Consider the following 26,074-nt stretch of genomic DNA (forward strand, 5'->3'; position numbering starts at 1 on the left):
GATCATGCTGAACTCGCTTTCAGGTCGGTTCCTGATCCTGACCGTGGTCTTTGTGATGCTGGCCGAAGTGCTGATCTTCGTGCCGTCCATTGCCCGTTTTCGCCAGGACTTTCTACAAAACAGGCTGGAACGCGCGCAGATCGCGTCCCTCGCTCTGCTGGCGGACGATATGCTGGCAACCGAACTCGAGGCCGAACTGCTGGCCAATGCCGGGGTTTATAACGTCGTGCTGCGTCGGGACGAGGTTCGGCAACTGATGCTCAGCTCTCCGATCCCCACGCAGATCGGGCATACCTACGACTTGCGGCAAGCAGCACCATTTCCGTTGATGCGGGATGCGCTCAAACGGTTCTTTTCTCCCGGAAACGAGGTGATCCGGGTCATTGGCGAACCGGTCAAGGGGGCCGGGTCACTGATCGAAGTGACCATGGACAGTGCCCCGTTGCGCATGGCGATGATCGACTATGGCATACGCATACTGATCCTGTCATTGGTGATCTCGGTCATCACCGCCTTCTTCCTGTTTCTGGCTGTGCGGGCAACGCTGGTCCGGCCGATCACAGGAGTTGTCGATTACATGCAGCGGTACGCGCGTGCCCCCGAAGACGTTCGCGGGATCATCACGCCGAGCGCGGGCGTGACAGAACTGCGCGAGGCCGAGGAAGCCCTGAAGATGTTGCAGTTGCAACTGACACAGGCCCTCAAACAACGCGAGCGCCTGGCACAACTCGGCGGCGCCGTCGCCAAGGTCAGCCATGACCTCCGCAATATCCTGACCTCTGCCCAGTTGTTCACCGACCGGATCGAAGCGAGCGAAGATCCCTTGGTGCGTCGAATGGCGCCCAAACTGGTGAACTCGATCACCCGCGCCGTATCGCTCTGCGAAAGCACTCTGGCCTTTGGACGGGCCGAAGAGCCGGCGCCGATGCTGACCATGGTCCGGGTTCGTGCGATTACCGAGGACGTTTCCGCCAGTGAGCGCCTGGCTCTGGTCGAGGGCAAGATCGAGATCGCAAACGATGTACCAGATGGCATGTCAGCGCGCGCGGACCCTGAACAGCTTTTCAGGGTGGTGATGAACCTTGTGCGGAATGCGCGCCAGGCCCTGGAGGTTCTGGACCGGCCCGGGCAGGTCACCATCAGCGGACATGAGACAGAGCAGCACTGGATTATCGAGGTTTCCGATACCGGCCCAGGACTACCTCTCAAGGCGCGTGAAAACCTGTTTACGCCATTCCAGGGCGGAGTGCGCAAGGGCGGCTCGGGTCTTGGCCTGGCAATTTCGGCCGAATTGGTGCGTGGCCACGGTGGAGAATTGGTATTGAAAGACAGCGGTCCAGAGGGAACCACCTTTGAAATAAGGCTGCCAAAAGGCGAAAAAACTTTTTGAAGGAATTGAGCAGAATCGGGTTGCGTGGCCTTGGTGTAACGTCTAGATAGCGCCTCACCACGCGGACCGATAGCTCAGTTGGATAGAGTACTTGACTACGAATCAAGGGGTCGGGGGTTCGAATCCTCCTCGGTCCGCCATTTGCCCTTGAAATAATTGGCAAATTTAGCGGAAATCTGATCATACCCGCCAAAAAACCCGCCAACTGTTTTGCGCTTGGGTGCTATCAGGTGCGACACCTAGTTGCATTGGCGGGGTAGCTTGTATTTTGCGCTAAGGTCATTTCCACGCGCCACGGCGTCGCGTTCAGCACCTGCATACCTTCCCTTGGAGAATCTCGGGCAGTCCCTCGCGTGACCTTCAAAAACCTGAGTTTCCCCGAGGTCGGTGCCGTCCAACATTCAGCGACGCGGCGCAGCCTTATTCGCTGTCGATGATCGTCCCATGGGGTGTTCCTCCTTCCCGAAAATAGCACGGAAAGAAGGTTAAGTGGACAGTTTAAGCTTGTCGGTTTGGACTGGGTGGTACCGGACTTCAGTACCCTGTGCCGCCGTCAACGAACGCTGAACGTTAGCATCCCATATCGTGGCGGTAAGGGACCACTGAACCTGCTCATCGACAGCACTGGCATCAAGGCCGAAGGCGAAGGTGAATGGAACGCCCGCAAGCATGGTGGCGAAAAAACACGTATCTGGCGCAAGATACACATCGGCATCGATGAAGAAACGCTGGAAGTCCGGGCCGTCGAGATCACCGGAAGCAACATCGCAGATGCACCTGTCCTACCGGAACTGCTGGAGCAGATCCCGCCGGATCAGAAGATCAGTAGCGGCACCGCCGACGGTGCCTAAGACACCCGAAAGTGCCACGAATCAATTGCCGCTCTAAACGCCGCCGCTGTCATACCGCCCCGATAAAACGCCAAGCCATGGAAACCGACGAGCCCGGGCGCCGTCGCACGCAACGAAGCTCTGCGAGCCTCAAAGTACCTGGGTCGCGCTATCTGGCGACGATGGAGCGGTTATCACCGCAGGAGCCGTGTCGAGTCCAAAATGAATTGCATCAAGCTGCTTGGTCAGTCATTGATGGCTCGAGACTTCGATCGCCAGGTCGCGGAATTGCAGGTCCGCATCGCGCTTCTGAACGGCTACACCGCGCTTGGCATACCCGTCACCGTGCCCGTAGAGTAAATCCGTCCGGGGAAAGGGGAAGTCCGCCCCTTGGCTGATTTATGCAACAACGCCTCTCGAAGGTGCCGTGGCCATCCGCCGTCGCGAGCACGATCTCGGCCCGCCAGACCAGCTTACGGAGGGTGTTGCGGTCGGCGACCAGAGCTTGAAGCTCGGCACGGCCATCGGGGCTCAGATACAGGCAAAGGTCATCACATCTCATCGCCCAACACTGGCACACAAGATCGTCGATGGGAATCCTCTGTCAGGTGGGGAACACTAAAGCATTTTGCGTTTAATCTGAGGCATATCCGGCAGCTTTGAGGAAGTTCCAGCATTCGTCTGGATTGAACATGTCACAGATGTCGCCAAGAGCTTCGAACAAGGCATCAAAGGTCCTGGCACCGATCCGCCTCAGGTGAGCTTTGAGTTTGGAGAAGGCCATTTCGATCGGATTGAGATCGGGGCTGTAGGCAGGCAAAAACAGGAACCAGCAGCCACTCTTGCGCTGTGCTTCGGCGGCGCGCTGGCTCTTGTGTGTGGACAGGTTGTCGAGGATCACGACGGTTCCGGGATCAAGCGCCGGGGCCAGTTGCGTCTCGATGTAGGTGTCGAAGGCGGGACCGTTCATAGCCCCTTTGATCACCCAAGGCTCGATCAGGGCGTCCTGCGTCAGTCCAGCGATGAAGGTCTGCGTGCCCCATTTGCCGAATGGGGCTGTGCCGTACAGCCGCTCCCCGACAGGGGCACGTCCGCGGAGACGCGTGAGGTTCGTCTTGACTGCCGTCTCGTCGATGAAGACCAGCCTGTGCGGTTGCTGGCGCATGCGAGGCTGACGGCGCATGATCCAATCGTGACGGGCATGGCGGAGCGCGGGCCGGTCACGCTCGGCTGCGATCAGTCCTTTTTTTATATGACAGTCCAGCCCGTTCGAGAGCACGGTGCAGCGAGGAGAGCTGAACATCTGCACCATGTGTCTCGGCGAGTGCGGCGGCCAGTTCCTTGAGCGTAATGTCCGGTTCGGCCTGCACGATCTCCAGCAGAAACTCCCGATGCGGTGCGAGTTTGCCAAACTGACCAGCGGGGCGGCCCTGCAGCTTGGGAAGCGCAGTGCCATGGTCTCGATGCTCTGCTGCAAACCGAACCGCCGTCGCCGCGCTCACCCCGAAAAGCCGCCCTGCAGACCGGGCCGAGTTTCCCTTGGCAACGTATGCGCAAATCCGTTCCCGAAGGTCTAAAGAGTAAGGCTTGCCCATGATCCACCTCCCAAAAGAAGTGAATCAAACAAACAGCCTCCTGTGAATCCCATTTCGATTCAGATCAAACGCAAACCGCTTTAGTCTTCCAACGCAACATTGAAGCCCGCATCTAACGCTTCTTCGTCGCAGACTACCTGCAGCGCGTGTTCAATTCTTTCAACACTGGTTCCGGTGGGTAGCGCTTCTTTGGTTGCTGCCAATTTTAACTGCTGTGTGACTTCAGCTTTCGAATCAGTACAAGTTCGCATGAACACGGACATAACATGAGCAACCCCTTCAGGGGTAACCGAGCGCAGATCGCTCCCAAAATACTGCCCTCTGTTGAAACTTCCGGTGATGATTTCGTATGATGGGAAGTAAAACACGTCGTTCAATTCCGATTGCAATTGGTCTGCTGCAACCCTCAAAATTGATTTGCTCAGCACCGTGGCGGGAAGTACGTGCTGGCTGGATGCCGACGCAATCAGTGGAACAGGGGATACCGTAAGGATTACTTTTGCATGGGGATTGATATAGCGAAGTTTCCCAATGAAGGTGGTCATATCTGCGACGACTTCGGAACATGACAAATTGTGAAACTCATACTTTTCAGGCGAAAACTCGCCGCCGGACACACCGGGACAAACCGGAAAAACAGCTCCATCTGATTTTGATCGCCAACACTCAGTAAGTCCAAGTGTAAATACAAAGTAATCCAAGCTCTCGAACGCTTCGCGGACTCTCGCAAAGTGTTGTTGTCGGTCTGCCAGAAGTTCATCTTCGCTTTCGAAGCCGTTTGGTTGGATCTGGGGTCGGAACGGGTCGACCCATTGATCCTTCGCATTCTTCCATGTTACGTCTTCTGGTTCAAAATTTCCGTAAGCTCGATCAAACAACTGCACGAGTTGCCGAGATGTATAGATATTGCCGTAACGAGCTGTAAAAACACCGTAATTGAAGTTTCTACTCTCAAATTCAAAGCGCGGGTTTGCATTCTCTGTTACGAGGTAATTATATCCACTCCTAGACAGGTGATTGGCAATGTGCTGAGCAAAACAGCTACCAGCGGTGGCTATTTTATCAGATTCCAATATGGTAAAAGGCGCTTCAACCACTGGAGTGACTTCGCTCGGATGAACTTCTGCCACGGATTTTCGCCAGAATGCATGGCTCGGAAGTGATCTGTACGGATTCATGGTCGCTTTTAAACTCTAGATACTTGCGCAATATGATATTACGTGTTTGCCATATTTGGTATTACCATGACTTGCATCTCGGGCGGCAAAGTCTTCTAGGAGAAATCCGTCACCATCTCGCACCCTGTCAGGAGGGGTGATGCATGTTACGCCCGAGCCAGACAAAAACTCCGTTTGGATCTCACATTGTAGTCTCCAAAGTTTCAGACGGATGTTTGCCGGAGTGACGCCGAGCTCATAAACTCCGAATCTCTGAAACACGTCTTCAGCATGTTCCAGAATGTACTCAGAAGAACGCACTGGCGGTGGCGAGAAAATATGGTGAACGGGTCCAAACTTTGCCAGGGCTGCAATCCATTGCAGGTAGCGACGGTCACGACGCAAAATTGCCGTCCGTACAATCGAAAGAGGGATAAGTTCACGTTGAGGCGAAGAGCTATTCGTTTCATAAATGAAATCGAATGGTTGTTCGCTTTCTACTAAACCAAGAATATTGTATGCATTGCCGCCAATACATGAAACAAGTTCGAATCCATCTTCGACGTGTCGAGCGATGTCTTCAGCCAGAGCTCCGGTGAATTCATCGTTATCGTCGCCAAAGCAGTCTTCGTAGCGCTTCTCGCGCAAATGTAGGCAAGCTATCTTCGCAAGTTCTTTGCCTTGCTTTTCAAGCGTCGATGCAGCTCTGCGTATGGCTCCAACGTGGCTAGTGCCGACAATCAAAAATTTTCTAAGTGTTGGTGCCATCGAGACATGATTCTGTTATTGTTCAAACCTTTAACAAGCTTATCGCCCCGAAGCTTGTTGTCAACCTAAGGAACGTCTGAAAAACCTCGCCCTCCGATCGGCCTGGGGTGGACTGTGCGGGAGCACGAAGGACGCTCCCCGATGATGCCGAAGTAGCCCGCCTTTCCCGGCCTCCGTAACGCGATGAAGAAGAAGCAGACGCGGCGGGAGAAGTCCCTCGCCGAGATGGACGCGGTGGTGCCGTGGACCCGGCTTCTCGCGCTGATCGAGCTGCACTATCAGAAGGCGGGGCCGAAGGGCGGGCGTCTGCCGATGCCGTTGGAGACGATGCTGCGGGTGTACTTACTTCAGAAATGGTACGCGCTCAGCGATCCGATGGCCGAGGAGATGCTCTATGACAGCGACGCCAGGCAGCACTTCGCGGGCATCAAACTTGGCGACGACCGCATCCCGGACGAGACCACCATCTGGCCTTGCATGAAATATCAATCCAGCTTGAGCAGGCGCTCAATTTCCCGAGTCTCTCGCAGCAGTTCGTTGATCTCTGCCCTGGCCTCGACCCATTCCTGTGATCGCATACCATGCTGCCAGGACGGGTGATCCTTGCCGGGTGGATGCCCACCCCGTGCCCCGTGCATTCGGCAGACCTTCCAGCCACGGACAGCGGGATTTTTGCAGGGGAGACCAGTGCGCTTCGATTTCGCGGCACAACGGGGCGCTGCATTCGCCGCGTGCATGGGGTTGGCGTCATGTTTCATTTTTACCCCTCCCCCCTGCCTGCACGTTTCCTACGATGGCCTGTCCTCCGTTCGACACGTTGACGTGCTGCACCGTGACCTTTTGCTCGCCCCCGGTTCGATGTTTTCTCAGGGCTTCGGCCTGCGCCGCGAAGGTTCGCGCCAGCTTGTTGTACCCGGTGTAATGAGCCTGGACCTGGGGAATGGTGTCGGCATTGGCCAGCCATCGGGCCGAACGGATCGTCGCAACATGCGTTGCCGCCATCTGTACCGCAAGCATCCGCTCCACGGCGTCGCGGGGGGCTAGATCGTTGACAATCGTCATCATGAACGCCCTTTCATCATTGGCCGGGTACTTGTCACTCGCTTCGCACGCCCTGAGCGGTTTCAGGCATTGGTTAAAGAGTGCTTCCGCCAGGAACTCGTCCGATGTACCGAATATCTTTTGAAGGGCGTCCTTAGTCTTGAGTTTGACTTCATGGCCTGTCTCAGCCGATCCGCTGAACTCTACCCCCACCTCGTTCGGTTTTGCTTTTTCAATTTTGCTCATTTCCATGCCTCCGGGTTATATGGCCCCATGCATCCATAGGCGTTGAACACCTCGGCAATGCGCTGTGCGTGCTTGTCCTGCCAGACTGGGCAGGGGGCGTGAGGTACGCTTTTCATGTTCGGGGGTGCTGCTAATCCCGCTATTTCTGCTAATCCACCAACCCGATTAGCGGGATTAGCAAGATTAGCAGGGGGGTCAGCTTCGATTTTCGCCAGCGCGGCCTTCACGTCAAACCACATCGCCGCGCCTCACGATATGCCAAGCCGCCTTGCGTGGCTTGCCTCGGACAATCGCTCCGGGGTCCAGCGGCACCAACCATCCGTGCTGTTCGAGCACTCGCAGTGCGGCCAGGGCCTTAGGGGATTCCCGTAGCTGGTTCGGGCCGAATTGCACCACTTCACTTTTCAGGATTTCAGGATGTGGCCAGCATTCCAGCAGCCATTTCCGCAGCATTTCCGCCCGGTCGATTTCCTCGCTTGTGTTTGCAGCGTCGGTCAGTCTCACGGCTTCGGACAGGTAGTATTGCGCCAGCGCGATGCCGTTAGCCATGTCCTGAGCCGTGACGGCGGAGGCGTCCAAGTCACGCCACAGCGTCAGAACGCCAGCGATACGCGCGGCCTGTTCCGCTGCCTTGGAGGCATACCCGGTGACATGAGCGAGGGTGCCGCCTGGGGCCTGCTCCAGCTCGATTGCATCGAAAAAACCGATCATCAAGGCACGGGCTTCCGGTGCCAAGGGCAATTCGCGGGGTTGCAGTTCGCGGGTTTCGGGGTCCATCGGCATTGGGCGGGCGAGAATGCCCTGAAGCCTGCCCGCAAACTCTGCTAGCGCTGTATCGTCACGCCGCGCCTTTGCGTGTTCTCGCCTGCCGATTGCGCTGGGTGGCTCGCAGATCAGGAACCGGGGCAGGAAGCCGGTTTCTGTCGCCATGCGGTCAGCCATAAAGGCTCGGGCAACACGGGGCTGTACCATCAGATGCACCGCCAGCCGACGACCGTAGAGCGTGGCATGTCCATCCCCGGCCCGTGTGCGCCGGATCGGGTTGCCTTGCCAGAGGTCGTTCAGCGCCGCCAACGTCTTTTGCCGGTTATCGCTGTTCATCGCATGGCCACCCAGAAACTGCCCGCCTTCGTCCGAGAAGATGCCCAGCGACGGTTGTCCGGTTGCAAAGAGACGGGTCAGACCCTCGAAGGTCGGTTCCGTCACCGTGCGGTCCGCGCTTGGCGGCGCGGCAGGTTCCTTGCCCATTGCCGCCAGATCGGCTTGCGCTGCCGTTCGCTTCTCTCCCTTGCCCTTCTTCGCCTCGGCAAGAATGCGGTCGCGTTCGCCCTTCCAGAGCGCCTGCGCATTGACCCAGCTTGCGTGATCGTCACGCTGGGCGATGGCCTGTTCCCGTTCATGGTCCCGCAATGCCGCCATCAAGGGCGCATCGCAGCTTGATTTGCGCTCGCCGGATTGCGCGATGGTCAGGGCGTAGACAGATACAGGGCGCAACCCACCCAGCGTTTCGACATTGGCAAACCCCTGAACGGCCAGAGAGGCGACGCACAGGGCCGATGCGGCAGGAATGGCCACAGGAGCCTGTGTCATGCCCTGAACGGCCTCAACGGCCTTCCTGAGTCCTCCCAGAGCCTCCACGGGATAAGGTGCCCCAGGAGCGATTTCCCGCACCAGCGGTTGCGGTTCCTCGGGAGGGGCGCTCCTTGGCGTTGGCAGGGCGAGAGCATCACGTTTGGACAGGGTTTCGCGCCAGGCCTCTTTCCAGTCCATTTCTCCGACAGCTTCCTTAAGCAAGGCCAGTGCCGGGGCAATGCCGGTGATCGTTCGCGGAGTGTCGGCAGATTGCCAGACGTGCGAAGCTTCGGCAGCATCGCAGGGCGTGCCGCCCGAATAGCGCAGAGAAAAGGCAATGAAGCCGGAACGCAGGGTCTCACCAAACCCGGCCTTCAGTGACAGCGCCAGCTTTACCCAATCTTCGCGCGACAGGCTGTTGGGTGCGGTTGCCAGCAGGCGGTCCAGGACCTCCAGAGTTTCGTCGTCCGTTGCCTGCGTATCTCCGAAACCGCCCGTATCTACCCCGAATACGGCTTTGGAAGGAGTTGGGTGCCTATCTCGCTTGCGCGCCTCAATCGCGGCCTGCGAGGCGGTTAGGGGATACTCAGGCAGATCGCCCTGCCGCAGGGCTTCAGCCAGCGGGCGGTCCGCGTAGGTGTAAGACGCTCCGTTTGCCATGATTGCGCCGGGAGCGATGATGTAACCGCCATCCCCGCGTGTATCGACATGGGATGCCACCTGCTTTGTCGTACAGCCTGCACCCTCAACGTGGCGAAAGATGTAATGCACGCCGCCGCTCGGGGTGTTCACCATAACGGCCAGCGGATCGGTGAGACCAAGGTCAATGATTTCCGTCTTGCCGACTGCCTCGCCCGTTTCCTTGCTCACGTCACCGTCTATCACCGCCAGCCCGCTCGCCGTGCCGGTGGGAATACCAGGCACTGCACCGGGATGCTGGCTCCACCAAAGATCCACTTGCTCAACATCGGTGGTTGCATCCTTGAAGCCGCTCGAAGTGTAGGGCGCTTTCGCTTTCTTGCCGTCGCAATCGGCTTCACGGCAGGGAAAGACGGGAATGCCGCCAATTGCCAGGCGACGGGCAAGGTCATGGTTTGAGGTCACGTTGTTTTGGGGCATCTGGTTCATCAGCTTGCCCCCCAGATCAACGCGGCGATGGCCTGCGCCTGTGCTTCGGTCAGCCCATGCAGGCGGCGCAGGTAGAGGATCTGAAGGCGGGTCATTTCAGCACCTCCAGATGTTCCATCGGGTCGTAGAACCCAGCACCTCTGACGCGGGCCAGAACATGCCCCTTGTCGTCTTTCAGCACCCGGTCGGGGGAGCAGTTGCAGGTGCGCTCATGCGTGTAGATCCCGCACCAGTCGTCGTGCTGGATTTCCTGAATGAAAACTTTGCCTTGCCTAATAACCTTGCGAACTTCTGCGGCCCAGGCGCGTCGTGCTTTTCGTATCGATGTTGTCATGCTCGAAAGCCTCTTGTCTTGTTAACAAGGGCGGTTCGCGCTATCTTTTGGCTATCCCCAAGCCGAAACAGATCGCGCCGCCGCCCCATGCTCGGGGTGGCGGTTTTTATTCGGCGACTTCGCGGGACTGTTCCCAGGCTTCAAGGTCAGCCAGTCTCCAGCGGGTGCATCCCGGGGACAGCACCACCGGTTTCGGAAAGCTCGGGTCAGTTTTCGCCCAACGCCAAGGGGTCGTGCGATGTACGTCGTAGCGTTCGGCTACTTTGGTGTCCGGGAGGTACGTGTGCGTTTTGCGAGGTGCAATTGTATCCCGAAAGTAGGTGTGCGTCATGCAATACACTCCAATCAGTTGCGATTGGTAGCAATCGTGACAGGCTCAATTCATGACACGAACCGAGAAGTATTCCGAATAGATTTTCGAATTATGAGCGCGGGCCTGGTCGCGAAAGCTCGGGCATAATTTCGCAAGCCTCACGCCACAGAGCAAGCCAGGCTTCGTGCTTCATGTCATGAGCAAACATCTTCTTTGCTTCAGCTTTTGTACGTACCTTTCCGGACTGGAAAGCCTCTACAATCAATTGCACAACTTCTTCGGCAGCATCGAAACGGTCTCGCCTCTCTCCAGGCTGGGCTTCAATCTTAGCGATCAACCAATCCGCCAATTGGTCAAGGTTGGCCACTCGCGTATTGCTTTCCTTGATGCACAGTGCTGCACCAGCTATCGGGTTAGATGACCCGAGTAGCATTTTGGCCTCTACCAGATGGTCAAACTTTCTTTCCGCAAGGTATTGCCGGTAGAAATATTTTCTCGGAAAGGTACTGTCACTAAAGAGATCCAGCTTATCAAAGCCCGGTTTGTTCTTATCCGTTGGGTTTTCGTAGTCAACCATCCAATCAGGGTCAGAGTAGCGAAGAAAACTACCATCAACTTTCACTATGGCGCCAGAGGGCAGACATGCACGGATGTCGCTGCCAAAAACTTCGAAGAACCCTGAGATCAACCAATTCCGCGCTGCTTTTCTCTCTATCGGGTCAAGCGATGTCGGGTGAAAACTTTCCTCCAATTCGTAGTGTGGGTGGTCGTCGGCTGGAAGAAACAAGTAGTCCAAGTCCAGGTTAAACAGATGAACGATCTCCGACAACGTCACATAGCTTTCGGGACACCACATCACCCAATCCTCACAACGCTCGCCCCGGCACCGTCTCTGCCGGTCAGGAAGTCCGCCCATGCGGCCATCATGTTGCGGCGCTTCTCCACCATGTCGCCGCGCCGGTAAGAGGCCTCCACCGCGTTTGCGACCTTGTGGGCCAAGGCCACTTCGGCCATGTCGCCGGGGAAGTGCGTGCGTTCGGCCACCCAATCGCGAAACGTGCTGCGCAGCCCATGCGGAACCGCAGGGCGCTTGCTGACACGGTCAACAAACCCCTGACCGCCTGCTTTCACATCGTCAGCGTGCAACCGTTTCATGGCGGCACTCAAGGTCATGTCGGACATTTGCCCGCCGCGTGTGCCGGGAAAGACCAGCGGATTGTCAGCATGGCGCGGCACGGCTTTCAGCAAAGCCAGTGCCTCGGCAGTCAAGGGAACGCGAAGTTCGCGGTCCATCTTCATTCGTGCTGCCGGAATGGTCCAAAGCCCGGTGTCCATGTCTATTTCATCCCATGTGGCCCCGCGTACCTCTTTCGAACGCGTGGCGGTCAGGGCGGCAAATTCCAGCGCGCGTGCGCCCATGCCTTCGCGTTCTCCAATAGCTTTGAACCAGCGCGGCGCATCGTCAATCTGCAATGCAGGCTGGTTGTCCTGTTTCGCCACTTTCGCGGCAGGGGGCAGGAGTTCCTTGAGATTGCCAGCCCAACGCGCCGGATTGTCGCCCGTCCGATGCCCCGCCACGGTCGCCCATGACAAAACGGCCTCGATCCGGCCCCGCAGGCGCGATGCCGTTTCCGTCTTGCTGTGCCAGATCGGTTCCAGAACGCGAAGCACGTCCTGCACTTCAATGTCCTGCACCAGCATCTTGCCAAGTTCCGGCATGGCATAGCTCTGCAGCGTATTTTCCCATTGTTGCCGGTGTTTCGCATTCCTGAAAGCGTCCAGTTTCGATGCAAGACACTTTTCGGTTGCCTCCGCAAAGGTCAGCCCCCGCCGCTGATCTGCTACCAACGCGGCCCGTGCAGCCTTGCGTTGCTCCACCGGGTCGATACCGTGCCGGATCAGGTCTTTTGCCTCACGCGCCCGTTCCCGTGCCATTGCCAGCGTCACATCGGGGAAGCCACCGAGACCGATTTCCCGGCGTTTGTTCCCGACGGTCACGCGCAAGAGCCAAGTGCGGCCCCCGTTCGGCGTGATCTGCAACAACAGCCCAGAGACACCGCCCACCGCGAATGTCGCATTTCCGCCCGTGCCGGGATGCTGCAAGCGCTTAACATCCAGCGCGGAAAGTTCCTTGGCAATTCTCGGCATCTGTTCACCCCGCATCATACCCGCCTAAAAATATGCGAATGATCGCGACAAACTGCAACAGGTGACAACGGGAAATGTTAAAATATATATTTAATACAGTAGCTTATGAGGGTGATCGCTACATGTTGCGACAGGAAAATGGGGGTTCCTCGGTCCGCCATGGTAATCCCCTAAAAATCAAACGCTTAGGCGAAGCAGTAGCTAGCCGATATCGATTTTAACATCCATACTATGGGCAATATCGGGTGTGGATCGCCTTGTTCTACAGAAGCCATCCAGGGTCGCTCATTTGGGTGATGTATCGGCCTTAGTCGGCCCATGCGCCTGGGTTCCGCACCTACGTTCAGCAAGGGTGCCGGACTTCATCATGACGGCCAAGAGTGCGGCGTGACACCGGGCGATGTTACTTCTTGCTCGCCATCGGCAGGTTCAGTCCATTCCGGTCGGCACAAGCCATTGCAATATCATAACCGGCGTCTGCATGACGCATCACACCGCTGGCAGGGTCGTTCCACAGGGTGCGCCCGATGATTTCATCGGCTTCGCGACTGCCATCGGCAAGAATGGCGATGCCGGCATGCTGCGAGAACCCCATGCCCATTCCGCCGCCATGGTGAAAGGACACCCAGGTCGCGCCGTTGGCCACGTTCAGAAGTGCATTCAGGATCGGCCAGTCCGATATTGCATCCGAGCCGTCGAGCATTCCTTCGGTCTCTCTGTTCGGGCTGGCGACCGAGCCCGAGTCCATATGGTCGCGGCCTATGACAACGGGCGCGCTCAGTTCGCCGTTGCGCACCATTTCGTTGAAGGCCAGACCCAGCCGATGCCGATCCCCAAGCCCGACCCAACAGATACGCGCGGGTAACCCCTGAAACCGGACGTGTTCGCGCGCCTTGTCCAGCCAGTTGTGCAGGAATTTGTCGTCCGGCATCAACTCCCGGACCTTCGCGTCGGTCTTGTAGATATCCTCAGGATCGCCCGATAGCGCAACCCAGCGGAACGGTCCCTTGCCCTCGCAGAAGAGGGGCCGCACATAGGCTTCAACGAAGCCCGGAAAGCCAAAGGCGTTCTCGGCGCCCGCCTCCATGGCCATCGCGCGCAGGTTGTTGCCGTATTCCAGAACCACACTGCCCTTTTCCCTGGCGGCGTTCATCAGGTCGACATGGCGTGCCATGGTCTGCTTCGCCGCCTTCGACACCGCCTCGGGATCCTTCTCGCGCATGTCGTTCCACTGGCCGACCGTCCAGCCTTGCGGCAGATAGCCGTTGACCGGGTCATGCGCCGAGGTCTGGTCGGTCAGCACATCGGGGCGGACACCCCGCCTTTCCAGTTCTTCCAGCACGTCGACGGCATTGCCCAGCAGCCCGACCGAAACCGGTCGCGTAGCATTCCTGATTATGTCCAGCGCCTGATCCAGCGTTTCGGCGGCCTGGTCCAGATAGCCGGTGCGGATGCGGAACTCGATCTTGTCGCGCTGGCATTCGACGACCAACGCATGAAAGCCAGCCATTGTGGCCGCCAGGGGCTGTGCCCCGCCCATGCCGCCAAGCCCGCTTGTCACCACCAGCTTGCCGCTGACCTTGCCGTCGAAATGGCGCTGGCCGATGGCCGAAAAAGTCTCGTAGGTGCCCTGCACGATGCCCTGGCTGCCGATGTATATCCAAGACCCGGCGGTCATCTGGCCATACATGGTCAGGCCCAGGCGATCCAGTTCGTTGAAATGCTCCCAGTTGGCCCAGTTCGGAACGAGATTCCCGTTTGCGATCAGCACCCGTGGTGCCATGCGGTGGGTTTTGAAGATACCGACCGGCTTGCCGGATTGAACAAGCAGGGTTTCGTCCGCCTCCAGAGCCCTGAGCGCCTCGACCATGGCATCGAAGCACTCCCAGTTGCGCGCGGCGCGGCCGATACCGCCATACACCACAAGCTCCTCGGGTCGTTCTGCCACGTCGGGATCGAGGTTGTTCATCAACAGCCGCAACGGTGCCTCGGTGGCCCAGCTTTTGGCGGTCAGATCAGTTCCGGTCGGGGATCGGACGATCCGGGAATTCTTGCGGGTGAAGGTCATGGGACAGGGACCTCTCAGATGGTTCCGGCCTGTCTGAGCGCGGCGATTTCCGCGTCGCTCAGCCCGGCCTGGGATTTCAGGATTTCGTCGGTGTGTTGGCCCAGTGTCGGGCTCGAATAGTCCTGCGTCTGGACCATGCCCGAGAACCGCACCGGTTGGGGGACCAGCGGGATCTCGCCCAGTTTGTCATGTGTGCCCTTGGCGATCAGTTCGCGCTCGGAGACATGGGTCGAGGTGGTCAGCTGTTTCAGATTCCAGACCGGCGCCACAGGAATGCCCTTGGACAGAAGTAGGTCGACCGCGTCGGATTGGGATTGCCTGCGCGCCCACTGCGCGATCAGTTCCCGCAGTTCACCCTCGTTGCGATTTCGATCGGCGTTGGTGCGGAAACGGGGGTCCTCGGCCAATTCCGGCTGCCCGATCAACTCTGCCAGTCCGGCGAACAGTTTGTTGCTATAGCAGACCAGAACGATGTCGCCGTCGCGGGCGGCAAAACTGTCGACCGGATAGGTGACGGGGTGACGGTTGCCCACTGGGGCAGGTGTGTCGTCCATGTAAAGCTGGCGGGCCAAACCTGTGAGTTGCATCGACATCACACTGTCCAACATTGCAACGTCGACATGATGGCCCTTGCCGTTGCGTTCCCGGTCGAACAGCGCGGCCAACGTCCCGAAGGCGGCGAACATGCCGGAACAGACGTCGGCCAGGGATTCGCCCACGGCTGTGGCCGGGCCGCCCTTCGGTCCGGTCAGGCTCATGAGGCCGCTCATGGCCTGAATGACCAGATCAAAGGCGGGGAGATCCTTGAACGGGCCGTCCTGCCCAAAGCCCGACAGGCTGGTATAGACGATCGAGGGGTTGAGCGCGCGTATCGAGGGTTCGTCTAGACCCAGCCGGGCCATGACGCCGGGGCGAAAGTTTTCGACGATCACGTCGCATTTCGGGATCAGATTGCGGATCAGTGCCTGTCCTTCGGGCGACTTCATGTTGACGGTGACGCTTTTCTTGTTCCGGTTCAGCAGGATGAAATAAGTGCTTTCGCCATCTTTGTAGGGGCCGAAATGCCGGGCATCGTCGCCCATGCCCGGCATCTCGATCTTGATCACCTCGGCGCCCAGATCAGCCAGCATCGAGGTGCAGAATGGCCCCGACATGACCCGTGACAGGTCCAGTACGCGAATGCCGCTGAGGATGCCCTGGTTGCTCATGCCCATGCGCCTTTGCTTGCGTCGGCGTTCAGAACCGCCTTGCCCTGAATGCGCCTGTTGGCCAGATCATCCAGCGCCTCGGGCAGATTGCCGATAGAGTGGCGTTCATCGACCAGCGGATTGATATGCCCTTCGGCAATCAGCCCTTCGAGTTTCGTCTGAAGTCCAGCAAGCAGGGCTGCGTCGGTGTCGTGATTCCAGTAGACCCCGATGGCGGAGGCGCGTTTCAACAAGAGACGGTGCGGCGCTAGTTTCTGCATCGCACCAGAAGAAAAGCCGACGATCAAGTAACGCCCGTCATGGGCGATGCAGCGCAGGCTGTTTTCTCCGATCTCTCCCCCGACCGGATCGAGGATCACATTGGCGCCCCTGCCGCCGGTGATGGACTTGACCTGATCCACCCAGTCGCTGTCGCGGTAGCACACAAGGTGGTGTGCCCCATGCGCCTTTGCGGTCTCAAGTTTCTCCTGCGACCCGGCGGTTGCGATAATGGTTGCGCCGTTGGCCGCCGCAATCTCGACCGCGGCAAGCCCGACACCTCCGGCTGCGGCGTGGATCATCACGGTGTCGGCCGGTGTCAGTCGGGCGCAGGTGTCCAACGCGACCAGCGCTGTTGTATAAGAGACAGGAAGAGCCGCAGCCTGGGACAGGCTAAACCCCTCCGGAACCCGGATGGCCATGTCCTGGCGCACCAGCGCGTATTCGGCAAACCCGCCCCACAGGACCTTGCTGGCGACCGCGTCACCGGGCTTGAACGCGCTGCCTTCGGGGGCGTCTTCGACGATCCCGGCAAGCTCCTGTCCGACAACAAAGGGGCGCGGAGGGCGGACCTGGTATGTGTCCGCGACCATCAGGAGGTCTGAGTAGTTGAGGGCCGCATGGGAGACGCGCACCAGAAGATGGTCTGCATCCCGCTTTGGGAGAGCAATCTCTTTGACGTCCAGATGCTCCAATCCCGGAGACGGGCCCGATACCCAGGCTTTCATTGCGATCCATCCTTTGGTTGGCTGGCGGCGCTATCCGCAGACAAAAGCGCGTTCACGCGCAGGCACGCTGCCTTGAGCAGCTCACCGGACCGTTTCACCACGTCAGGCGTGGCGCGCGGGGTCGGGATGGCGATTGCCAGGCTGCCTGCGGGGCAACCGTTGCTCCAGGAGAAGGCGGCACCAATCCCGGTCACCCCTTCGTAGGTTTCGCCATAGGACACCACGTATCCGGTCTTTTCCGCCAAAGCGATATTCTGGCGCAGCGCCACTGGATCGACCAGCGTGCGATCGGTGATCGGGGCGAGTTGCCGCGACAGGTAGCGGTCGCGCTCGGCCTCGTCCAAAAGGACCAGAACCGCCCGGGGTGCTGCACCGGCATGGAGCGGGAAGATACTGCCGATCTGTTCGAAAACGCGCAGCCCTTCGCGGGTGCTTTCAATCTGGTCGACGCAGCGCACAGCGCCACCAGCGCCGACCACGGATGTCAGGATCACGGTTTCGCGGGTTTCAAAGGACAGCTGCTCAAGAACTGGGCGGCAAAGCCCACGAATGTCGAAAAGCGCCGAGGCACGCCGCCCCAGATCAATCGCGGCCGGTCCGAGCGAATAGCGGTTCCGTTCGGCCAGCAGGGTGAGAAAGCCCCTGTCGGCCAAAAACTTTACAAGACGGCTGACCGTTGATTTTGGCATCCCTGTCGCCTCGGCGATTTCGCCTTGGGACCAAGTTGGCGCATCCATCTGGAAAAGGTCCAGAATCTGAAGGGTTTTTTGGACCAGGCCTACGCCGGGCGGGGCTGGTGTATCTTTTGTAACTGCGTTCATGTCCCAATATATATTGAATAGTCTCAAAATATGGAATACCCTAAATGCCAAGATCAGGGAAATCCACTGGGAGGATAGTGATGAACCCGATGAAGAGACTGTTCGTTGCGGGCATTGCCGCAACTCTTTCATTTGTGGGCGCGGTGACTGGTGCTTCGGCTGAGAACGTTCTCAAGCTGGCGACCTTTGTTCCACCGGTCTATGTCCTGCACGAGCCCATCTTCGAAAAGCTCGCTACCGATCTGGAGGCGGCGACCGGTGGGTCGACCCGTATCGAAATCTACCCTTCGGGCGAACTGGGGCAGGGCCCGGTGGAGCAATACAAGCGTGCCGTTTCCCGCATCGCCGAGATCGCCTATGGTCTGCCGGGGTATACGTCTTCGATCTTTCCCAAGACGCTTCTGATCGAACTGCCGGGCGTGACCGACGGACACGAGGACGCGACGCGCAAGTTGTGGAAGGTGATGGACAAGCACCTGCGCGACGAGTTCAAGAAGACCGTGCCGCTTGCACTGTTCGTGACGCCGCCTGCGGTGCTCATGATGCGCGACAAGCCGATCCATTCACTGTCGGACCTTGAAGGGTTGAAGATCCGGGTTTCGTCCTCATCGGCCGCCGCCGTGATCGAATCCTACGGCGCCACCCCGGTGCCGATGCCTGCCAACAAGGTCTATACCGCGATGAGCACGGGTGTCGTCGACGGCGCGCTGATGGGCACGGATTCACTTTTGATCTTCAAGCTGATCGAGACGACCAATTTCGTGACCACGAATATCCCGCAGATGCCGACGACCATTTTCCTGGTTGCCAATGAAGAGGCCCTGAATGAGCTGAGCGCAGAGGATCGCAAGGCGCTGGACGATCTGACCGGTCTCGACATTTCGCTGCGTTCGGCGGATGGGCTGGCAAAGTTCGGCGAGATCGCCATGGGCAAATTCGCCGCCAAAGAGGGTAGCGAGACCATCGTCCTTTCGCAGGAAGAGCGTGAGAAATTCGATGCCAAGGCCGCCGCGGCTGTCGAGAAACTGCTGGCCGAATTCGACGCCTTGGGCATCCCTGCGACCGAAGTAGTCGGCGATATGAAAATGTGAACTGGCACAGCGCCCCCGCCTTGCCGGGGGCGCGCAAGTTTGGCAGGTGGACATGAACAGGCTCATTGACCGGGTCGCGATGGTCATGGGAATTCTCGGCGGCGTGGTCCTGTTCGGCCTCGTCTTCCTGACATTCTCGGACGTGATCCTGCGATACTTCTTTTCGGCGCCTCTGCGGGGGCGGCAGGACATCGTCGAAATCGGAATGGTTGTGACCTTGATGCTTGCCGCGCCCTATGCATGGCGCACCGCAAGTCACATCAGTGTCGATCTCTATGACGGCATTCCCTTCAGACCCCTGGAAGTGCTGCGGCGGCTGCTGGTCAAGCTGTCGGTCGCTGCGGTCTCTGGGCTGATTGCCTGGCGGTCGCTCGAAGCGGCAGAAGATGCCGCGTTGTTCAACGAGGCGACGAACATGATCGGGATTCCCCACCTTCCCTTCATCCGGCTGATCACCGCGATTACCGTTTTGCATCTGGTGATCCTGATCGCGGAGACCTGGGACGACGTGAAGGAGGCCACGACAGGCGGACAGGCAGGCGGGTACGAATCATGACCCCGATCGCAACAGGATTTGCCGGCCTGGCATTGCTGCTGGTCCTGATGGCGCTGCGGGTGCCCGTGGCTTTCGCCATGATCGTGTCCGGGCTGGCGGGCATCACGATGCTGAATTCTTGGTCCGCCGCCACAGCCACCCTGTTCACGGAAACCTGGGGAACGCTCACCTATGTCGAGCTGACGGTCATTCCGCTCTTCGTTCTGATGGGGAACATCGCCAGCGCGTCGGGCATGAGCCGTGATCTCTATAACATGGCCTACGCATGGATCGGTCATTTCCGGGGGGGGCTGGCACATGCGACGATCCTGGGATGTACCGGGTTTGCTGCCCTGTCCGGTTCCTCGGTCGCTTCGGCTCTGACGCTGGGCCGCGTGGCCCTGCCCGAAATGAAGCGGTTCGGTTACGACGCCAAGTTCGGCGCGGGCGCAGTTGCGGCTGGCGGAACGCTTGGCATCCTGATCCCGCCGTCCACGGGGTTCATCATCTACGCGATCCTGACTGAGGAAAGCATCGGACGCTTGTTTCTTGCGGGTGTGATCCCGGGCCTGATCCTGTCGGGCGGTTTCATGCTGACGATCTGGGTGCTGACGCTGATTCGCCCGTCCATCGGGCCCGCAGGCGAGCGGTTCGGGCTGGCCGAACGGTTCAGGTACCTGTTGCGCGGCACCGCGATCCTGTTGATCATTGTTCTGTCCATTGGGGGCATCTATGGCGGGATATTCACCCCGGTCGAGGCGGCGGCGGTCGGCGCGACGCTGGCGCTGGTTTTTTCGCTTCCGCGCAAGCAGTTCACCCTCAAGGCCCTGGTCGATGCAATCCTGAGTACGGTCGCCACCAGCGCCATGATCTATTTCATCATCATCGGCGCCAGCGTCTTTTCGCCGTTCCTTGCCTTGACCCGGATCCCTGATGCACTGGCCGACGGGCTTGTGGAACTGGCCTTGCACCCGCTGGTTCTGCTGGCGCTGATACTTGCGGTTTTCATCATGCTTGGCACGTTTCTGGATGGGTTCGCAATGATGGTTCTTGTGCTGCCCATCGTTCTACCGATCATCCAGCAATCCGGCATCGCCGAGCTGCTGGGCATTGCCTCGCAATCCGACCTGATCATCTGGTTCGGCGTGATCATGGTGATCGTGCTTGAGATGGCGCTGATCAGCCCCCCGGTGGGCATGAACGTCTTTGTCGTTAAGAGCGTTTCGGACGCATCGATGAGCGAGATTTACCGCGGCATCATGCCATTCTGGGTCACCATGCTCGCCTGCCTGATCGTCGTCACGGCCTTTCCGTCTCTGGCTCTCTATTTGCCGGGCACCATGCGCTAGCCGGATGCCGTGCGACAGAGCCGGATACCGAGCGAGGTTTTGCGGTGGATTTCAAGGTTTGATCCAATGGTCGATCGAATGAACCGGTTGAGGGTGCTTTCCCGAAGGATCACGCTGGCTGCTAGGGGTCGAAGGCGGAGACGTAACCAGCGGGCAAGGGCATTTTGATGGGCGCTCGACCCCGTATTCGCTGCAACTTTGAAATTGGTTTCAGCGCGAACTGGCGCACGCGAAAGACTTGCGGGACAGGGAAAACCTTGTTCTGAATACGGATATCCTGCGCCGCAGGATCGGCGGATCGAGCCAGGATAATGGAAAGGGTATTAGGATGAAGGTGTTTATTGCGGGCCTTGCGACGGAGACCAACAGCTTCTCTCCGATCCCAACGGGAACCCTTGCCTTTCAGGACAGTTTCGTCAGCCGCAAGGCGACGGCGGAACCGGCCAATCTGTTTTCGGCGCCGTTGCATGAGTGGCGCCAGATGGCAGAGGCGCGGGGGTGGGAGGTGATCGAAAGCCTTGCCGCCTTTGCCCAGCCTGCCGGGCCGACCATACGCGGGACATATGAATATTTTCGGGACGAAATCCTTGATGACCTCCGCGAGGCGGCGCCAGACATCGCGCTGTTTTCGATGCATGGTGCGATGATCGCCGAAGGTTATGACGATTGCGAGGGCGATCTGTTGACCCATGCCCGCGCGATCCTGGGTGACAAGGCGGTGATCGGGCTGGAAATCGACCCGCACAACCATCTGACACAGGATATGCTGGACGCGGCCGACCTGATCATCTGCTACAAGGAATATCCGCATACGGACAGCCCCGACCGGGCGCGCGAGTTGTTCGCGCTGGCAGCCGATACGGTCGAAGGCAAGATCAAACCCGTGATGCGGGACTACGATTGCCGGATGATCACGATGTTTCACACCACGCGCGCACCGATGCGCGGCTTTGTCGACGAGATGCAGGCGAACGAAGGCAAGGATGGTGTCTTGTCTCTGTCGCTGTCGCACGGGTTCCCTTGGGGCGATTGTGAAAGAGTGGGCGCACGTATGCTGGCGATAACCGATGGCGACGCGGGCAAGGCCCAAGCAATTGCGCGTGCTTTCGGCGAAAAACTCTGGTCCTTGCGTGAAGGTGTACGGGTGAACTGGCCGTCGATTGGCGGCGCGCTGGACAAGGCGCAGGCGGCAGCGGAAACTCCGGTTGTGGTGGCGGACTTTGCCGACAATGCCGGCGGAGGCGCTCCTGCGGATTCCACCTTTGTCCTGCAAGAGGTCCTGGCGCGCGGGCTGACGGATGTGGTGATCGGCATTTTCTGGGATCCGGTCGTCGTTCGGATGTGCATGGATTCCGGTGTCGGCGCGACGATGCAGGTCAGGTTGGGCGGCAAGATTGGGCCGATGTCCGGTGATCCTGTCGACCTGACGGTGACCGTGCGGGGCATCAAGGAGAACATGCACCAGATGATGGGTCAGACCAGAATGCCGATGGGTAACGGTGTGTGGCTTGAATCGAATGGCGTTCACATGGTGCTGAGCGACAAGCGGACTCAGGCCTTTCATCCGATCGGTTTCACCGACCTCGGGCTTGACCTGTCAAAGATGAAGATTGTTGTGGTGAAATCGTCGCAGCATTTCCACGCTGGTTTTGCGCCGATCGCATCGGAAGTGATCTATATTTCCGGTCCCGGCGCGATTACTCCGGACTATGCAAACATCCCCTATACCAAACGTCACGGGGGATACTGGCCCAAGGTCGAAGACCCCTTTCGCTGATTCCTTTCCAACCGGCTCTGGCCCAATCGGATTATTGGGTTCTCAGGAGGTTTGCCTTTGAAAAGGTGGACTTTTCTTGCGTATCGGTTTGCTATTTGAACCGACGGTGGCCTTTTTTCCGAAATCCTTTGACTCGTACAAGCGGCGCCTCAATGATCGAGTCAGCGCATCAAAATTGCGTGTTAAAACTACAGGGAGCAAACAATGTTCAAAACCGCACGACGCGGCCTGATCAAGGGTGCCGTTGCCGCGATGGTGATGAGCCTGGGGTTGAGTGCCTCAGGAACATTCGCCCAGGCTGAGACTACCCTGAAGGTCGTTCCGCATTCGGACCTGAAGATTCTCGACCCGATCTGGACCACTGCCTATATCTCGCGCAACCACGGCTACATGATCTATGACACGCTGTTTGCGCTGGACGAATCCGGTAATATCCAACCGCAAATGGTGGATACGGTCACAACATCCGACGATGGGCTTACCATCACCATGACCCTGCGCGATGGTCTTTCGTGGCACGATGGCGCTCCGGTGACGGCGGCGGACTGCGTCGCCTCGATCAAGCGCTGGGGCTCCAAGGACGCCATGGGTCAGAAGATGATGAGTTTCGTCGACTCGCTTGAGGCGACGGATGACAAGACCATTACCTTCAAGCTCAACTCGCAGACCGGTCTTGTGACGCTGGCGTTGGCCAAGCCCAGTTCGAACGTCCCGTTCATGATGCCCGAGCGTGTCGCCAATACGCCGTCGTCCGAGCAGATCTCGGAGTTCATCGGGTCAGGCCCCTTTGTGTTCAATCAGGAAGCCTGGGAGCCCGGCACCAAGATCGTCTATGACAAGTTCGCGGCCTATGTTCCACGCTCGGAACCGGCCTCGGGTCTAGCGGGCGGCAAGATCGCCAAGGTTGACCGGGTCGAGTGGCTGCCGATCCGTGACCAGCAACAGGCGGTCAACGCGCTGAAGGCAGGCGAACTCGACTATATCGAAGGGCTGCCACACGATCTGCTGCCTCTGGTCGAGGGTGACGAGAACATCAAGCTTGTCGACTTCAACCCGGCTGGCAACCAGTTCACCTTCCGGTTCAATGTTTTGCACCCTCCGTTCGACAATCCGAAGATGCGGCAGGCTCTGCTCTATGCGCTGAACCAGGAGGATTTCCTGCAAGCCCAGATCGGCAATGCCGACTACTACAAGGCGTGCAAGGCAATGTTCGGGTGCGGCATGCCGTTCGAGACGATGGCCCATATGGATGGCCTATTGGAATCGAACTTTGACAAGGCGCGCGAACTGATCGCGGAATCGGGCTATAATGGCGAACCGATCCTGCTGATGCACTCGACCGACCTTGCGGTTCTCACCAACCTTGCGCCGGTGGCCAAGGATCTGATGGAAGCCGTCGGCCTGAATGTCGACATGCAGTCGATGGACTGGCAGACGCTGGTGGCGCGCCGCTCCAAGAAGGATCTGCCTGCCGATGGCGGCTGGAACGCCTTCATCACCTCGTGGACTGCGGGTGACCTGTTCAACCCGGTGGCTATGGCCTTCCTCAACTCGTCGTGTGACAAGGCCCTCTTTGGCTGGCCCTGCGACGAGAAGATCGAGGGGCTGCGCGATGCCTTTGCGCGTGCGACCACCAAGGAAGAGCAGCTGAAGATCGTCGAGGATGTCCAGGGTGCTTGGCTCGAGTATCCGACCCATATTCACCTGGGTCAGTGGAACCAGGCCACAGCGACACGGTCGAACGTCGATGGTGTTCTGCCCACTGGCGCGGCGGTGTTCTGGAACATCTCGAAGAACTGACAAAAGCGGAACTGCGCGGCAGCCCGGCTGCCGCGCAGACCATTTCGCCGCGTAAAAGAGTCGGAGTCCCATGCTCAGCTATCTTCTTCGCCGATTGATCGCGACCATTCCGGTCATGTTGCTTGTCGCAGTTTTCGTTTTCATGCTGTTGCGTCTGACGCCTGGCGATCCTGCTGCGATCATTGCAGGCGACTATGCAAATGATGCTCAAATCGCCGAGATTCGGACCAAGTTGGGACTGGACAAGCCGCTGCCCGTTCAATTCATGGTCTGGCTTGGGAATATGTTCCAAGGCGATTTTGGCGAAAGCTTCTTTTACAAGAAACAAGTTGGAGAACTGATCGCGGCGCGGCTGGAGCCAACCCTGTCCTTGTCCCTACTGACCATCATTCTGACCGTCTGTATCGCTGTCCCGTTGGGCACGTTGGCGGCCTATCGCCAAGGCAGCTGGCTTGACCGAGGCATCATGGGATTTTCGGTTTTGGGCTTTTCGCTGCCGGTCTTTGTTATCGGCTACATGCTGATCTACCTGTTTTCGATCAAGCTTGGCTGGCTGCCGGTACAGGGGTATCAACGCATCTCCGACGGGGTTGGCGGATGGTTGCTTCGACTGATCCTGCCTTCGATCGCGCTGTCGGTAATTTTCGTGGCGTTCATCGCCCGGATGACGCGGACCAGTGTGCTCGAAGTTCTCGGTGAGGATTATATTCGCACGGCGCGGGCCAAAGGGCAGACAGAAACCAGGGTGCTCATGCGCCACGCGGTGCGAAATGCAGCGGTGCCTATCGTCACCGTGATCGGTCTTTCCTTTGCGATCTTGATTGGCGGCGTGGTCGTCACCGAATCCGTCTTTAACCTGCCCGGTCTTGGTCTGTTGACGGTCGAAGCTGTGCTTGCCCGGGACTTTCCGACCATCCAGGCCGTTATCCTCCTGTTCTCCTTCATCTATGTGCTGATCAATCTTCTGATTGACGTCAGCTATACCGTTCTAGACCCGAGGATCCGTTACTGATGTCGACTGCCGCGATTTCCCCCGGTCGCCAGACCCTGCGCCGAATGCTGGCCAACCCTTCGGTGATCATCGGCGGCGTGCTGGTCCTTGCCGTTGTTTTGTTGGGGCTGCTGGCACCCGTACTGGGCACCCGCGACCCGGCCGATATTTCTCCCAAGGACCGAAACCAGCCGCCGGGGTACGAGACCACGGTGCGCGACCATTCGGGCAAGAAGGTGCCGGTTGTCTATCGGCTGGGTTCTGACACGCTGGGTCGCGACGTTTACAGCCGTATCATCTACGGGGCGCGGATTTCACTGGTCGTGGGTGTCTCGGTCGCCACGATCTCGATCGTGATCGGCATGGCGATCGGTGTGCTGGCCGGTTATGTCCGATGGCTTGACGGGATCATCATGCGGGTCATGGACGGGTTGATGGCCATCCCCGCGATCCTTCTTGCCATTGCGGTCGTTTCCCTGTTCAGTGCTGGTCTGACCAGCGTGATCATCGCCATCGTCGTGCCAGAGGTTCCGCGCGTGGTGCGCCTTGTCCGCTCCATTGTGCTGTCCATCCGCGAAGAACCCTATGTCGAGGCCGCGATCACCGCGGGCACCCGCACCCCGGTTCTGCTGGTGCGCCATATCTTGCCCAACACCATCGCGCCGCTGATCGTGCAGGGCACGTTTATCGTGGCATCTGCGATTATCGTCGAGGCGATCCTGTCTTTCCTCGGCATCGGCATCCCGCCCGAGATTCCGACCTGGGGCAACATCATGGCCGAGGGCCGAGCGGTGTTTCAGCTTTTCCCGCACAATATCTTCTATCCCGGTCTGGTGCTGGCTCTGACCGTTCTTGCGGTCAACATGCTGGGCGACGGTCTGCGCGACACGCTCGACCCGCGCTTTGCAAAACGGTTGTGAGAAGGG

20 protein-coding genes, 1 tRNA gene and 2 pseudogenes are annotated in these 26,074 nt (G+C 58.7%); 11 read left to right on the top strand and 12 right to left on the bottom strand.

What is annotated here, in order from left to right:
* Positions 1-4 precede the first annotated feature (4 nt).
* The 3 genes and pseudogenes from G0P99_RS16430 to G0P99_RS16440 form a co-directional block, all read left to right on the top strand.
* Positions 5-1,390 (top strand): HAMP domain-containing sensor histidine kinase, encoded by a 1,386-nt coding sequence (locus G0P99_RS16430; protein WP_164131562.1) that lies wholly within the window; start codon positions 5-7, stop codon positions 1,388-1,390.
* Positions 1,391-1,453: 63 nt separating this feature from the next.
* Positions 1,454-1,530 (top strand) — tRNA-Arg (locus tag G0P99_RS16435).
* Between the two features lie 360 nt (positions 1,531-1,890).
* Positions 1,891-2,580: pseudogene (locus G0P99_RS16440) on the top strand (IS5 family transposase); the annotation flags it as partial.
* Positions 2,581-2,854: 274 nt separating this feature from the next.
* Here the strand turns inward: G0P99_RS16440 and G0P99_RS16445 are convergent.
* From G0P99_RS16445 to G0P99_RS16455, 3 genes are all read right to left on the bottom strand, one after another.
* Positions 2,855-3,815 (bottom strand): IS630 family transposase gene (locus tag G0P99_RS16445; protein ID WP_164131563.1). Its coding sequence is split into 2 segments (ribosomal slippage): positions 2,855-3,469 and positions 3,471-3,815, totalling 960 coding nucleotides; the frame shifts between segments, so codons are not numbered across the junction.
* An 80-nt stretch (positions 3,816-3,895) separates the two neighbouring features.
* Positions 3,896-4,945, bottom strand: a complete 1,050-nt coding sequence (locus tag G0P99_RS16450; RefSeq protein ID WP_370462814.1) for a GSCFA domain-containing protein — start codon at positions 4,943-4,945, stop codon at positions 3,896-3,898.
* 63 nt (positions 4,946-5,008) lie between these two features.
* The gene (locus G0P99_RS16455; protein WP_164131565.1) at positions 5,009-5,740 is read right to left on the bottom strand and encodes a hypothetical protein; all 732 of its coding nucleotides are present in this window, start codon (positions 5,738-5,740) and stop codon (positions 5,009-5,011) included.
* A 183-nt stretch (positions 5,741-5,923) separates the two neighbouring features.
* Here G0P99_RS16455 and G0P99_RS16460 point away from each other — a divergent pair.
* Positions 5,924-6,208 (top strand): annotated as a pseudogene (locus G0P99_RS16460) (transposase); the annotation flags it as partial.
* A gap of 279 nt (positions 6,209-6,487) precedes the next feature.
* Here G0P99_RS16460 and G0P99_RS16465 read toward each other — a convergent pair.
* The 9 genes from G0P99_RS16465 to G0P99_RS16510 form a co-directional block, all read right to left on the bottom strand.
* The gene (locus G0P99_RS16465) at positions 6,488-7,027 is read right to left on the bottom strand and encodes a hypothetical protein (protein ID WP_164131566.1); all 540 of its coding nucleotides are present in this window, start codon (positions 7,025-7,027) and stop codon (positions 6,488-6,490) included.
* Between the two features lie 228 nt (positions 7,028-7,255).
* Complete coding sequence (locus tag G0P99_RS16470; RefSeq protein WP_164131567.1) at positions 7,256-9,727, bottom strand: DUF3987 domain-containing protein; 2,472 nt, start codon at positions 9,725-9,727, stop codon at positions 7,256-7,258.
* Between the two features lie 91 nt (positions 9,728-9,818).
* Entirely contained in the window at positions 9,819-10,061 is a 243-nt protein-coding gene (locus G0P99_RS16475) for a hypothetical protein (RefSeq protein ID WP_164131568.1), read from the bottom strand.
* Positions 10,062-10,483: 422 nt separating this feature from the next.
* Positions 10,484-11,230: a hypothetical protein gene (locus G0P99_RS16485; RefSeq protein ID WP_164131570.1), complete on the bottom strand. Its 747-nt coding sequence runs from the start codon at positions 11,228-11,230 to the stop codon at positions 10,484-10,486.
* Entirely contained in the window at positions 11,230-12,522 is a 1,293-nt protein-coding gene (locus tag G0P99_RS16490) for an integrase arm-type DNA-binding domain-containing protein (protein ID WP_164131571.1), read from the bottom strand. The genes G0P99_RS16485 and G0P99_RS16490 overlap by 1 nt, the downstream gene beginning before the upstream one ends.
* Before the next feature lie 403 nt (positions 12,523-12,925).
* Positions 12,926-14,590, bottom strand: a complete 1,665-nt coding sequence (gene hutU, locus G0P99_RS16495; RefSeq protein WP_164131572.1) for a urocanate hydratase — start codon at positions 14,588-14,590, stop codon at positions 12,926-12,928.
* Positions 14,591-14,604: 14 nt separating this feature from the next.
* Positions 14,605-15,798 (bottom strand): CaiB/BaiF CoA-transferase family protein, encoded by a 1,194-nt coding sequence (locus G0P99_RS16500; RefSeq protein ID WP_164131573.1) that lies wholly within the window; start codon positions 15,796-15,798, stop codon positions 14,605-14,607.
* Positions 15,795-16,784: an NADPH:quinone oxidoreductase family protein gene (locus G0P99_RS16505; RefSeq protein ID WP_164131574.1), complete on the bottom strand. Its 990-nt coding sequence runs from the start codon at positions 16,782-16,784 to the stop codon at positions 15,795-15,797. Before G0P99_RS16505 ends, G0P99_RS16500 begins: the two co-directional genes overlap by 4 nt.
* Complete coding sequence (locus G0P99_RS16510) at positions 16,781-17,737, bottom strand: IclR family transcriptional regulator (RefSeq protein ID WP_370462815.1); 957 nt, start codon at positions 17,735-17,737, stop codon at positions 16,781-16,783. The genes G0P99_RS16505 and G0P99_RS16510 overlap by 4 nt, the downstream gene beginning before the upstream one ends.
* On the opposite strand from G0P99_RS16510, the gene G0P99_RS16515 reads away from it, so the two are divergent.
* From G0P99_RS16515 to G0P99_RS16545, 7 genes are all read left to right on the top strand, one after another.
* Positions 17,686-18,696, top strand: coding sequence for a TRAP transporter substrate-binding protein (locus G0P99_RS16515; protein ID WP_164131575.1), 1,011 nt, complete (start codon positions 17,686-17,688; stop codon positions 18,694-18,696). The genes G0P99_RS16510 and G0P99_RS16515 overlap by 52 nt on opposite strands.
* Positions 18,697-18,748: 52 nt before the next feature.
* A complete protein-coding gene (locus tag G0P99_RS16520; RefSeq protein ID WP_164131576.1) occupies positions 18,749-19,252 on the top strand; it encodes a TRAP transporter small permease in 504 nt (167 codons plus the stop codon).
* A complete protein-coding gene (locus G0P99_RS16525) occupies positions 19,249-20,580 on the top strand; it encodes a TRAP transporter large permease (protein ID WP_164131577.1) in 1,332 nt (443 codons plus the stop codon). Before G0P99_RS16520 ends, G0P99_RS16525 begins: the two co-directional genes overlap by 4 nt.
* Before the next feature lie 328 nt (positions 20,581-20,908).
* A complete protein-coding gene (locus G0P99_RS16530) occupies positions 20,909-22,357 on the top strand; it encodes a M81 family metallopeptidase (protein ID WP_164131578.1) in 1,449 nt (482 codons plus the stop codon).
* A gap of 204 nt (positions 22,358-22,561) precedes the next feature.
* Entirely contained in the window at positions 22,562-24,157 is a 1,596-nt protein-coding gene (locus G0P99_RS16535; RefSeq protein WP_164131579.1) for an ABC transporter substrate-binding protein, read from the top strand.
* A gap of 70 nt (positions 24,158-24,227) precedes the next feature.
* Positions 24,228-25,169, top strand: coding sequence for an ABC transporter permease (locus tag G0P99_RS16540; RefSeq protein ID WP_164131580.1), 942 nt, complete (start codon positions 24,228-24,230; stop codon positions 25,167-25,169).
* Positions 25,169-26,068 (top strand): ABC transporter permease, encoded by a 900-nt coding sequence (locus G0P99_RS16545; protein WP_164131581.1) that lies wholly within the window; start codon positions 25,169-25,171, stop codon positions 26,066-26,068. The genes G0P99_RS16540 and G0P99_RS16545 overlap by 1 nt, the downstream gene beginning before the upstream one ends.
* Positions 26,069-26,074: the final 6 nt, after the last annotated feature.

The sequence above is a fragment of the Ruegeria sp. PrR005 genome, from assembly GCF_010500245.1.
Classification (GTDB): Bacteria; Pseudomonadota; Alphaproteobacteria; order Rhodobacterales; family Rhodobacteraceae; genus Ruegeria_B; species Ruegeria_B marisflavi.